Below are 13,000 nucleotides of genomic sequence, written 5' to 3'. Positions count from 1 at the left end.
GGTGGTGAAGTTGTTGATGCCCTACTTCCAGGAAAAGCCTCTAAGCTTCAGTTCATACTGAATCGTACCCTAAACCGACACAGGTGGTCAGGTAGAGAATACTAAGGCGCTTGAGAGAACTCGGGTGAAGGAACTAGGCAAAATTGTACCGTAACTTCGGGAGAAGGTACGCTCTTACTTGTGAAGACTTCGCGTCGTAAGCAGGCGAGAGCCGCAGTGACCAGGTGGCTGGGACTGTTTATTAAAAACACAGCACTGTGCAAAATCGTAAGATGACGTATACGGTGTGACACCTGCCCGGTGCCGGAAGGTTAATTGATGGGGTTAGCTTAGGCGAAGCTCTTGATCGAAGCCCCGGTAAACGGCGGCCGTAACTATAACGGTCCTAAGGTAGCGAAATTCCTTGTCGGGTAAGTTCCGACCTGCACGAATGGTGTAACCATGGCCACGCTGTCTCCACCCGAGACTCAGTGAAATTGAAATCGCAGTGAAGATGCTGTGTACCCGCGGCTAGACGGAAAGACCCCGTGAACCTTTACTACAGCTTGGCACTGAACATTGACCCTACATGTGTAGGATAGGTGGGAGGCTTTGAAGCGCAGACGCTAGTTTGTGTGGAGCCGACCTTGAAATACCACCCTTGTAGTGTTGATGTTCTAACTTAGGCCCCTGAATCGGGGTTGAGGACAGTGCCTGGTGGGTAGTTTGACTGGGGCGGTCTCCTCCCAAAGAGTAACGGAGGAGCACGAAGGTTTGCTAAGTACGGTCGGACATCGTACGGTTAGTGTAATGGTAGAAGCAAGCTTAACTGCGAGACAGACACGTCGAGCAGGTACGAAAGTAGGTCATAGTGATCCGGTGGTTCTGAATGGAAGGGCCATCGCTCAACGGATAAAAGGTACTCCGGGGATAACAGGCTGATACCGCCCAAGAGTTCATATCGACGGCGGTGTTTGGCACCTCGATGTCGGCTCATCACATCCTGGGGCTGAAGTCGGTCCCAAGGGTATGGCTGTTCGCCATTTAAAGTGGTACGCGAGCTGGGTTTAGAACGTCGTGAGACAGTTCGGTCCCTATCTGCCGTGGGCGTTTGAGAATTGAGAGGGGCTGCTCCTAGTACGAGAGGACCGGAGTGGACGAACCGCTGGTGTTCGGGTTGTGATGCCAATTGCATTGCCCGGTAGCTACGTTCGGAATCGATAACCGCTGAAAGCATCTAAGCGGGAAGCGAGCCTCGAGATGAGTTCTCACTTTGACTTAGAGTCAACTGAAGGGCCGTTGAAGACTACAACGTTGATAGGCGAGATGTGGAAGTGCTGTGAGGCATTAAGCTAACTCGTACTAATTACCCGTGAGGCTTAACCATACAACGCCAAAGTGGTTTAGCGACAGAAGTTAATAGACTGAAGTAGACAAAGAATTTAATAGCTTTTCTAGATTTAAGAATTAAACAAGGTGACCAACCTCAGCTATATAGCGAAATCGGTTCACCTTGCGCAAATGGAATGCTCGTGCGAGGCACGATGTCATTAAACATTTGCACCCAGATTTCCTGGTGACTATAGCGTTTTGGAACCACCTGACCCCATGCCGAACTCAGAAGTGAAACAAAACAGCGTCGATGATAGTGTGGGCTTCCCATGTGAAAGTAGAACATCGCCAGGGCCTTATTAGAGAAACCCGTTGCAGCAATGCGACGGGTTTTTTGCATTTGGAGTAAAGTACTTCCATGTAGTATTTCCCCTTCGCGTATCCATGCGCTCACTTCCTCGAACTGGAAGCGTTGCTTCGGTTTCTTGTCACCCAAACTCAGAAGCGAAACAAAACAGCCGAAGGCGAGCCCCGCGAAGGGTCGGCCCCGGTCAATGATAGTGTGGGCTTCCCATGTGAAAGTAGAACATCCTACTTCGTAGCGAGCCAGGGCCTTATTAGAGAAACCCGTTGCAGCAATGCGACGGGTTTTTTGCTATGTGGGATTTGAAAAGAAAATCTCACAAGATAATCAACACCTCGAAAAGCAATCAACACATTACAAAGCAATCAACACCTCGCGAGGTAAACTCGCTCCCACCACGACACCAACAAAGTGCAGCACTGGTAGGAGGCGGTTTACCCGCCGAGCTGTTGGGTTTGCCAAACAAAAAGAATAAAACAGTCTACTCTGTAATATCGCGAGGTAAACTCGCTCCCACCACAACACCAGCAAAGTGCTGTACTGGTAGGAGGCGGTTTACCCGCCGAGCTGTTGGGCTTGCCAAACAAAAAGAATAAAACAGTCTACTCTGTAACATCGCGAGGTAAACTCGCGCTCACCACAATATCGACAAAGTGTTGTATTGTTAGGAGGAGGTTTACCCGCGAATATTACTATGAGTACTAGAGCGTACAATTGGCTACACTAAGAGAAAACAACCGTTTTATCTCCATTAATGAAGAGCTTGTGTTCACAAGCTAATTGCAAGGCATTGCAGAACACCGTTTTTTCTATATCTCTACCAATTTTAGCCATTTCTTCTGCGCTATGTGCATGACTTACTTGTGTAACATTCTGTGCAATGATAGGTCCTTCATCTAGCTCATCATTGACGAAGTGTGCAGTTGCGCCAATGATTTTCACACCACGTTTAAACGCTTGATGGTATGGCTTTGCGCCAATAAAAGCTGGCAGTGTCGAGTGATGGATGTTGATAATTCTACCATCAAAGCGAGAGACAAACTCAGGAGTAAGAATGCGCATATATTTAGCTAGACCAACTATATCAGGGTTATATTGCTCTATCAGATCTGCCATGGCTGCGTCGTGTTCTGCTCTGCTTAAGCCTTCATGAGAAACTAAATGGAAGGGAATACCAAAACTACTTACCAGCGGTTTTAAAGTATCGTAGTTTGCTATCACAGCTTGTACTTCGATATTAAATGCCTGTTCATACTGTTTTAGTAAAACTCCTCCTAGGCAATGAGCTTCTTTTGTAGCTAATAGGACTACTTTAGTGCGCTCTTGAGCATGGAGGTTCAGCTTTGCCCCTTTTGGTAGAGTTTGTTGAAGCTGTGTTAAAAAATCACGACTTGGGCTACCGCTGAGTTCTGTTCGCATAAAGAACCTTTGGCCTTCTTTATCGACAAATTCATTATTGCGCGTAATATTAAAACCATGTTCATGGCATAGGCTAGTTATTTTAGCGATCAGCCCTATATCATCCTTACACTCAGTGGTTAGTATATAACTCATTTCCTCATTCCTATTTGTGTAAACGAGCCTTCAGAATACTTTGAATAACGTTTGAGATAAATCTTTTGTAATAAAAAATACCGCTATTGCTATCGTATTCAATCTTGGCTCATTCACTAACGACCGTGATTGAGCAGTGCTTTTAACTTTGCAGGTTTTACAGGCTTTGACAGATAGTGAATATGGTTACTCTTTGCTATCACTTTTACTTCCTCATCTCTGACGGCTGTGATTAAAATAGCTGGTATTGTTGTTTTCCATATTGTGCGTAGGTTTTTAATCAAAGAGATACCATCATGATGATCGTTGAGCTGGTAATCCATTAAGATAATATCTGGTGCTGCATTAGACTTCGCATATGCGAGGGCTTCTTCAGCTTTGGAAAAGAGCAGGTAGTGACAAGACCATTTATCTAAAAGGCTGGACATCGCCTCTAGGTTTTTTGGGTCGTCATCTACAGCAATTATATTGAGCTGTGTTTTACTCATCGGTTTTTGATTAATGTCTTCTTTTGTTTGTAACAGCTCGGCATTACCATAAGGAATATCAATACTGAATCGACTACCGTGATTTACCATTGAGTTTACGGAAATGGTAATTGATAACAGATCACATAAACGTTTCACTACACCGAGGCCAAGCCCCACACCTTTGTTATCACCTGATTGGATACGATAAAAATCATTAAAAATTTTATTTTGTTCATGCTCAGATATACCCGGGCCTGTGTCCCAGACCTCGAGTCTGAGACTATGCTTTCGGCAGCGACATGCAATTAGCACTTTACCGCTTTCTGTATACTTCACCGCGTTAGACACTAAATTTTGAATAATACGGCGTAAATACGTTGTATCGCTGTGCACTACACTATGAGAGCTTCTGACTTTCAGCACCAAACCTTTTTCTTTAGAAATGATGGCATACTCATTAGCCAGTGGCAGTAAAATATCATCAATATTAAAGTGTCTTGGAGTGGGTTTCATGGCCCCTTGCTCTAATTTTGCGATATCTAGTAAAGCGCTCATGAGATGGACAGTGGAGTCTAGACTATCTGTTAGCTTTTCGAAGTTACTTTGATCTTTGTTGTTGAGGTTATAGGTATCTATTGCAGCTAAATATAAGCGAGCAGCATTGAGAGGCTGTAAAATATCATGACTTGCCAGTGCCAAAAATCGGGTTTTACTCTCGTTAGCTTGCTCTGCTTCTTTCTTAGCTGCCATCAATGCTTGTTCGGTTTTTTGCCTACTCGCGATTTCAGCTTTAAGATCTAGGTTGATGGCGCGGATTTCCTGAGTGCGAGCTTCAATCCGGTTCTCCAGATCCATATTAATTTCTTCAAGTGCATTTTGTGTTGCTATATGAGTGGTAATATCTGAAAAGCTGGTTACAAAGCCACCCTCAGGGAGAGGGTTGCCTGTCATCTCAAATACCTCGCCATTACGACGATGACGAATAAAGTGATGAGGCGTACCATTTTTAAGGTGCTGAACTCGCTTATCTACATGTTTGTCAATTTCGCCGGGGCCGCACTCTCCACGCTCTGCATTAAAGCGGATCACTTGCTCAATGGGTTGTCCCACTTCTAAAAATCCATCTGGATAGGCAAACATTTCGTTATAGCGTTTATTCCATGCGACTAATTTTAGATCTTTATCGACGACAGAAATACCATGACTTAAATTTTCTAGCGAGGTGAAAAGTAGGTTTTGGTTAAACTGAAGTGCTTGCGTCGTTTCATCAAAAAAGTTGACGACTTCTTCGAAAGCCATTTGTCTACCAGATGATACCGTTCTGATCAGTGCTTGTGCGGATGAGGCACCCAATACACCAGTAAGTGCCCGTTCACAAAATGAGATAAACTCAGGGTTAGGATAGGCATCATTATCTTCGAGAATGTTATTTTGTGCATAATGCCCTAACAACTGTTGGCTGCGTTGTACCCCTAAAAATGTTTGTAGTAATACTTTGAAATCATACACAGTGGCACGAACTTGCTTATTTACTCTTTTAGCAAGTCTTGTTTGATCTTTTGGGTTTACAAAAGCAGCAGCTTGGATGCGGTCGACAAGGCGCTCTTGTGCACCAATAGAAAAACTGATGTAACAGCTGATATTGGCTAAAAGCGCAAGTAGTGTACCTCTGGTAATAATTGTTTGGCGCGTCTCATAGTCGAGAATGTTGCCAGCTTCGAGGATGGGGAACATCAAAAATAACATCCAGCAAATGAAACCCGCTATCAGTCCTGCATATACTCCGTACGCATGGCCTTTGCGCCAGTAGAGTCCACCAATGATGGCTGGCAGTAATTGAGTAACTAATGAAAAGGCAACTAACCCCATATTCGCGAGGGCTTCCCCATGACCAAACCATTGTTGATACATATAAGACAGCAGCAAAATTGCAGCAATAACAAATCGACGTACCAAAAGTATTTGTGTTTTGAAGCTGCTATTTAAAATATTCTTTTTGAATTTTCGCTTAAACAGTAAAGGTAGTATTACGTCATTTGATAGCATCGTACTGAGAGTAAGCGTTGCGACGACAATCATTGCTGTCGCAGCAGATAAGCCACCGATGAACACAAAGGTCGCTAAAACTGGGTGATCCAACATAATGGGCAGTGCAAGCACAAAGCTATCGGGTGCTGCACCTGCACCTATTTGAGGGTGTATAGCTGCTGTTGCAATAGGGATTATCATAGCGGCAATTAACAATAGGTACAGAGGAAAAGCCCAGCGTGCGGTCTTTAGATGTGAAGTATTATGATTATCCACAACGACAACGTGAAACTGTCTTGGCAAGCATACGATGGCTGCTGCGGCCATCAAGGTTTGACCAACGAAATTAAAATTGAAAAAGTCAAATGACTGCCAATGCTCACTTAAGTTTGCAGTTAAGCTAGGGGCTTGAGTAAGTGACTGCCATGCCAGAACTGCGACCATACCAAGTGCGAGCAGTTTGACTATAGATTCGAATGCGACAGCTAACATTAGGCCTGAACGGTATTCTGTGACATCAACTTTTCGAGTGCCGAAAAAAATAGCAAATATAGCCATAATTAGCGTAACAGCCAATGCCAATGCCGTACCTGATACCTGCCCGTCTCTTTGCAACAGTAAAAAGCTACTACTCAATGCCTTTAGCTGTAAAGCAATGTACGGTATCGTTGCAAGTAACGCTATCATGGTAACCATCACCGCTGTTGTTTGGCGTTTGCCATATCTAGCGGAGATAAAGTCCGCAATAGTGGTGATGTTTTGTTTTTTACTGACTAGGATCAGTTTACGTAGAAAGCCATGACCAAAGATGAACAATAAAATAGGGCCAAGCAAGATAGGAAAGTAGTGCCAACTGCTCGTTGCTGCAGTGCCAACTGAGCCATAATAAGTCCACGAAGTACAGTAGATCCCAAGCGAAAATGCGTAAACAAACGGATGATGACTAAATTTTAGCGCTCGAGGTGTGGTCTTGTCTCCCCAATTGGCGAGCCAAAAAAGTACGCCGATGTAAATGGCTGCAACCAAGAGTAAAATAACGGTCATAGTATTGGGTTCGATTCTTATTATTTATATCACCATACTTTATCAAACAAATACCGCTCATAGTCTAGTTTACATTGGATTTTTATCATATATGAATAAATTTATATTAAACAATATGTTATGTGCTAGCTCAGAGTAGGCTTTAGATCTTTATTCAGCAAATTAGACTAATGTCTTACTACAGGATTAAAACAGAGAAAACATCAAAATTAGCCACTTCTTAAATTCATATCTAATTGTTTATAAAGACTTTTTATTAATAATAACACCCTTTGTTTTGCAGTTTACGTAAACGTAATCTTGGTGTTACGACTAAGGTCTCAATTTCAACTTATCAAGCCATTGCTACTCTCATTAAGGTCTATTAACACTGCTTGCTCTATGTTGGAGCGGGTGATAGGAGATTTAAAATGGCTTTTAAAAGTGAAGAACAAGCGAAAGCATACTGGTCAGAAAATCTCGCCTTGATGTTTAAGCTACTCACTATCTGGTTTGTCGTTTCATTTGGATTTGGCATCCTGTTAGTTGATGTGCTCAACGAAGTTCGTTTTTTTGGATTTAAACTCGGATTTTGGTTTTCTCAACAAGGCGCAATTTATACTTTTGTTGCGTTAATCTTTGTCTATGTTTCTAAAATGAATACGCTTGACAAAAAATATGGCGTGGACGAGTGAGGAGCTAATCGATGGATGTTCAAATTTTAACTTTTATTATCGTCGGCCTCAGTTTTGCGCTCTACATCGGTATCGCTATCTGGGCAAGAGCTGGTTCAACGAATGAATTTTATGTAGCAGGCGGAGGTGTACCTCCCGTTGCCAACGGCATGGCAACTGCAGCAGACTGGATGAGTGCTGCGTCCTTTATTTCAATGGCGGGGATTATTTCCTTCGCGGGCTACGATGGCGGTGTCTATCTTATGGGGTGGACTGGTGGTTATGTACTTCTAGCACTGTGTTTAGCGCCATACTTACGTAAATTTGGTAAGTTCACAGTACCGGATTTTATCGGTGACCGTTACTATTCTCAGGTTGCACGTGTGGTTGCGATACTTTGCGCTATTTTCATCTGTTTTACCTACATTGCTGGTCAAATGCGTGGTGTTGGTGTGGTGTTCTCTCGCTTCTTAGAAGTCGATATTGAAACAGGTGTTTACATCGGTATGGTGATTGTATTCTTCTATGCTGTACTTGGTGGTATGAAGGGGATCACGTATACACAGGTCGCTCAGTATTGTGTACTCGTATTCGCTTATTTGGTTCCTGCTATTTTCATCTCACTGATGATGACAGGCCATTTGCTACCACAAACCGGTTTCGGCGCAACGCTGGCTGATGGCTCGGGCACCTATTTACTCGACAAGTTAGATGGACTCAGTACCGAGCTTGGATTTGCGCAGTATACAGAGGGCTCCAAAAGCATGATTGATGTGTTTGCGATCACAGCTGCATTGATGGTAGGTACAGCTGGTTTGCCGCATGTAATCGTTCGCTTTTTTACCGTTCCCAGAGTAAAAGATACTCGTATTTCAGCTGCTTGGACTTTAGTATTTATCGCTATCGTATATACAACAGCACCAGCTGTTGCATCGTTTGCTCGTGTGAACATGATAGACACAATTAACGGTAAAGATGGCAGTGGTACGGTTTATGAAGAAGCACCACAGTGGGTGAAAAACTGGGAAAGAACTGGTCTTATCGTATTCAACGATAAAAACGGTGATGGAAAAATGCAGTACTCTGCGGGCAAGATTGATGATCCTGCAAGTGCAAACGAGGTGAAGATTGACCGTGATATTATGGTCTTAGCAAATCCAGAAATTGCGAATTTACCTGCATGGGTGATTGCACTGGTCGCCGCAGGTGGCATCGCGGCAGCACTATCGACAACTGCGGGCCTGCTACTGGTTATTTCAACATCCGTATCACATGATTTGTTAAAACGTACTATTAAGCCAGATATCAACGATAAACAAGAATTGCTGGCTGCGCGTTTAGCTGCGATGGTGGCGATAGGGATATCAGCGTACTTTGGTATTAATCCACCGGGGTTTGTTGCCTCAGTGGTCGCATTTGCCTTCGGTTTAGCAGCGGCGAGTTTCTTCCCAGCGATCATCATGGGTATATTCTCTAAGCGCATGAACAAAGAAGGTGCTATTGCTGGCATGGTAACGGGTATAGGTTTCACCGCAGCCTATATCATCTACTTTAAGTTTGTTAGTCCTGAACTTAATGCGCCTGCTAATTGGCTATTTGGTATCTCCCCTGAAGGGATAGGCATCATTGGTATGTTGGTTAACTTCATTGTGGCCGCAGTGGTAATGAAAGTAACTGCTGAAACGCCTGAAGAAGTTAAATTAATGGTGGAAGGGATCCGTAATCCGAAAGGGTCAAGTGCAGCTCACGCGCACTAAGCAAAGCTAGCTTAGCTGCCCAGCCAAAGTGCTGGGCAGCTTTGTTTTTGGTAAAGCGAAGTGATTTGGTTGAAAAGGATGATGAGATATGACAGCCGAAATTAAAGATATTTTTCAGTTTGTACTCAAGCAAGCCCCTTTCTCTGAGCTACCAGAGTCAGCAGCAAGTTATTTTTCCAAACATATTCAAGTCGTATACCTTAGCAAATCAAATCAGCAAGATTGGTTGCAAGACAGCCAGCCTAACCTTTACCTGATCCGTTCAGGTATTATTGACCTTATCTCGGCAAAAGATGAAGTCATTGGGCGCATGAGTGAAGGAGATTATTTTGGTTATCCGTCTTTGTTGACTGGTGATGCAATTCAAAACCATATTGAAGTGCAGAAGGATGGGTTGGTTTACATCTTAAAAGAGCATGATTTTGATTTTTTGCGTCGAGAATATAAGCCTTTCGAGCAGTATTTTGTAAGAGCTCACGCAAATCGCCTATTGGCATCACGTTATAAGCAACAAAGTGAAACTTGGTCTGAACGCAAGATCTCAGAGTTAATGACCAAAGAGGCTGTGACGATAACACCCGATGCAAGTATCCGTGATGCGGCAAGGTTAATGAGTGAGCATCGAGTTTCCTCGATCATGATCACTGAACATGATCGTCTAGTGGGGGTTGTTACTGATAGAGATCTGCGAAACCGTGTCTTAGCGCAGGACCGAGATCCCTGTGCATCACTTGCAGAGATCATGACAAAAAAACCAAAACATATTTTTGAAAACAACCGAGTATTTTCAGCGCTACATTTGATGTTAAAACACAACATCCATCATTTACCTGTATTAAATGAAGCACATAAGCCGTTAGGCATGCTAACGAGTACAGATCTATTAAGACAACAAAAAAGTGATCCAGTACAGTTGATCGGGCGGATCTACAAAGCGCAGAATCTTTTAAGCATCAAGAACTATGCTCAAGAGATCCCGGATCTATTACGACAATTCTCATATCATATTGAAGACATTTCATTGATAGGGAAGTTACTGAGTGGTCTTACTGATGCTCTGACTTCAAGGCTTATTTATTTATATCAACAACAACAAGGTGCGGCACCATGCCGCTTTGCTTGGATCTGTTTTGGTTCTCAAGCAAGAGAGGAGCAGACACTTCATTCGGATCAAGATAACGGCTTGTTGCTACCGGATAATATTGATGAATCAGCACGCGAGTATTTTGCAAAGCTTGGTGCTTTTGTTTGTGAGCAGCTTAATGAATGCGGGATCCGCTCTTGTCCGGGGAATATCATGGCCAGTAACTCGGAGTGTCGTGGTACGGTTGCTCAGTGGAGCGAGCGATTTAGTCGCTGGATCTTATCACCGACACCCAAAGCAATGCTTAATTGTAAAATTTACTTTGATATGCGCTTTATTGATGGAGCGAGCGACCTATATGCCGCACTAAGTCAATCTTTGGCTAACATTAGCAAAAATGAGCTTTTTTATGCGGCAATGGCAACAGACATTAATGCGAACTCAGTACCTATTGGTATTTTTCAGCAATTTAAGTTGGAAAAAGATAAGGGTAAACATAAATACCTTGATTTGAAAAAGCGGGGAGTAGCAATTATCAATGATGTTGTACGCCTCTATGCTTTAAAAGCTGGGGTGGCCAGAGCCAATACTTTAGAGCGGCTTGAGGCACTGAATAAAGGTGCGCTATTAGCCAAATCAGATATTAATAATTTGAAGGATTGCTGGCGTTTTTTAACTCAACTGAGACTGAAAACTCAAATCAACCGCGAGGGGTTGCCTGGAAATTGTATTAACCCTGAAAGCTTGTCTTCGCTTGAAAAGCATCAGCTCAAAGAAGCATTCTATCTAGTAAAACAAGCTCAACAGGCCAGTGCGTTTAAATTTGCAAGAGGAAGCTTATAAGCGATGGAGTGGCTTTCTCGTTCTCTCGCCAAATGGCGTTACAAGCATTTATTATTTTCACAAGCTGAGTTGGTGGTGCTGGATCTGGAGCTTACTGGGTTGGATCCAAAACAGCATGAAATTGTATCAGCGGGTTGGCTACCCATTAAAAATATGCGGATCGAAGTGAAAGACGCTCAGCATTACCTTAATAAAGAAGTGCAATCACTTGAGCAAAGCCCTGTATATCATGGTATAGATAGCGCACAGCTGGCATCTGGGTATTCGTTAAAAACACTGTTGCTCGCACTACAACAAGCGATTCATGGCAACGTTTTAGTTGGTCACAATGTGCAAATGGATTGGGCTTTTTTGAAAACCGCTTTTCAGCAGTTTAATTTGAATGTCAAACCGGCTTTGATGCTAGATACAATGCAAATTGATAAACGCCGGGTGTTAAAGCAGGGGTATCCGTTAGCGCAAGACGCATTAACACTCAATGCTTGTCGAATGCGCTATGGGCTACCACTACATCAACTTCACGATGCCTTGGGAGATGCACTTGCTACAGCGGAGCTACTACTCGCACAATCTCAAGCGATATGCCTCGGTGGCAAATGCAAAATAGCGGATTTAACTTGAATAGGTAAATTCGCTGGTTCCTAAAATAATGCTTTATGAACGCCTTGGGTTCTTTTTGAGAAGGAAAAAATTGATTAAGCCTCTTACACATTTATCCTAGGTCGATTACAATAGCGCCATCAAAACGAAGGGTAGCTTTCGTACTTGCGACTTAATGGATTTTCAATTTAATGACAATCAAGCTTGCAATAAACGGCTTTGGGAGAATAGGGCGTAATATCGTCAGGGCGCTCTACGAATCCGGTCGTGATCAACAAATAAAAATTGTAGCCATCAATGAACTCGCGGATCCGCAAGGGATCGCACATCTACTTAAATATGATACGTCACACGGGCGTTTTGGTTTTCCCGTTTCCTTGACAGAGTCTTTCTTAGAAGTGGCAGGCGATAAGATCCAGCTATTCTCCGAACCAGATCCTAGCCACCTACCGTGGCGTGCACTCGATGTTGATGTAGTATTAGATTGCACTGGTGTGTATCACTCTCGCCAACATGCACTAGCGCATATTCAAGCTGGTGCAAAAAAAGTGCTCTTTTCACATCCGGCGGATGCAGATGTTGACGCGACCGTTATCTTTGGGATTAATGAAGACGTACTGACCCCTCAACATACGATAGTGTCAAACGGTTCTTGCACAACAAACTGTATTGTCCCTGTGATAAAAGTGTTAGACGATAACTTTGGGATTGAGTCAGGTGCGATCACCACCATTCATGCTTCGATGCACGACCAGCAAGTGATTGATGCTTATCATAGTGATTTACGCCGCACACGCGCGGCAAGTCAATCCATCATTCCTGTTGATACCAAACTAGCTCGTGGTATTGAGCGAATTTTACCGCAATTTCAAGGCCGCTTTGAAGCAATCGCTGTACGTGTACCTACCATCAATGTGACCGCAATGGACTTAAGTGTAACCCTTAACCAAGATGCGACTATTGATGCCGTAAACTCAGTCTTGCAGGACGCTGCCAGTGGCCGGTTAGAGGGGATATTAAGCTATACCGAAGAGCCACTTGTATCAGTCGACTTTAATCATGATGCACATTCTTGCATTATCGATGGCACCCAGACCCGTGTAAGCCATAAACGCTTGGTTAAATTATTAGTATGGTGTGATAACGAGTGGGGCTTTGCTAACCGCATGTTAGACACGGCTGGCGAGATGATGAGAAGCTAATAATTTTAGAAATACGCTGTTATAATCAAAGCTGCTGCATAAAATTAAAACAAAAATTCAAATTTAGGTGATTAGAGTAACCTCAGTCGC

The 13,000-nt window shown here is 43.4% G+C and carries 7 protein-coding genes and 2 rRNA genes (1 of these 9 running past the window's edge); 7 read left to right on the top strand and 2 right to left on the bottom strand.

The features are described from left to right. Both J8Z24_RS14205 and rrf read left to right on the top strand, forming a co-directional pair. Nucleotides 1–1,366 (top strand): 23S ribosomal RNA (locus tag J8Z24_RS14205) (it extends 1,519 nt beyond the left edge of the window). A gap of 185 nt (nt 1,367–1,551) precedes the next feature. Further along, nucleotides 1,552–1,665 (top strand): 5S ribosomal RNA (rrf, locus tag J8Z24_RS14200). 733 nt (nt 1,666–2,398) lie between these two features. On the opposite strand, the gene purU is transcribed toward rrf, so the two are convergent. After that, nucleotides 2,399–3,229: a formyltetrahydrofolate deformylase gene (gene purU / locus J8Z24_RS14195; RefSeq protein ID WP_125253341.1), complete on the bottom strand. Its 831-nt coding sequence runs from the start codon at nt 3,227–3,229 to the stop codon at nt 2,399–2,401. Nucleotides 3,230–3,345: 116 nt separating this feature from the next. Then, nucleotides 3,346–6,771, bottom strand: a complete 3,426-nt coding sequence (locus J8Z24_RS14190) for a PAS domain-containing hybrid sensor histidine kinase/response regulator (protein ID WP_125253340.1) — start codon at nt 6,769–6,771, stop codon at nt 3,346–3,348. A 410-nt stretch (nt 6,772–7,181) separates the two neighbouring features. On the opposite strand from J8Z24_RS14190, the gene J8Z24_RS14185 reads away from it, so the two are divergent. The 5 genes from J8Z24_RS14185 to epd all read left to right on the top strand — a co-directional run bounded on the left by J8Z24_RS14185 (nt 7,182) and on the right by epd (nt 12,910). Further along, nucleotides 7,182–7,445: a DUF4212 domain-containing protein gene (locus tag J8Z24_RS14185; RefSeq protein ID WP_125253339.1), complete on the top strand. Its 264-nt coding sequence runs from the start codon at nt 7,182–7,184 to the stop codon at nt 7,443–7,445. Between the two features lie 11 nt (nt 7,446–7,456). Beyond that, the gene (locus J8Z24_RS14180; protein WP_176033808.1) at nt 7,457–9,181 is read left to right on the top strand and encodes a sodium:solute symporter family protein; all 1,725 of its coding nucleotides are present in this window, start codon (nt 7,457–7,459) and stop codon (nt 9,179–9,181) included. Between the two features lie 88 nt (nt 9,182–9,269). After that, nucleotides 9,270–11,108, top strand: a complete 1,839-nt coding sequence (locus tag J8Z24_RS14175; protein ID WP_252094876.1) for a DUF294 nucleotidyltransferase-like domain-containing protein — start codon at nt 9,270–9,272, stop codon at nt 11,106–11,108. Nucleotides 11,109–11,111: 3 nt separating this feature from the next. Further along, a complete protein-coding gene (locus J8Z24_RS14170) occupies nt 11,112–11,729 on the top strand; it encodes a 3'-5' exonuclease (RefSeq protein WP_128729653.1) in 618 nt (205 codons plus the stop codon). 170 nt (nt 11,730–11,899) lie between these two features. Further along, entirely contained in the window at nt 11,900–12,910 is a 1,011-nt protein-coding gene (epd, locus tag J8Z24_RS14165; protein ID WP_147390514.1) for an erythrose-4-phosphate dehydrogenase, read from the top strand. Nucleotides 12,911–13,000: the final 90 nt, after the last annotated feature.

This window comes from Pseudoalteromonas sp. SCSIO 43201 (assembly GCF_023716725.1).
Lineage (GTDB): Bacteria > Pseudomonadota > Gammaproteobacteria > Enterobacterales > Alteromonadaceae > Pseudoalteromonas > Pseudoalteromonas peptidolytica.
The sequence above is the reverse complement of the archived record's forward strand: the minus strand, read 5'-3'. Positions and strand labels throughout refer to the sequence as shown.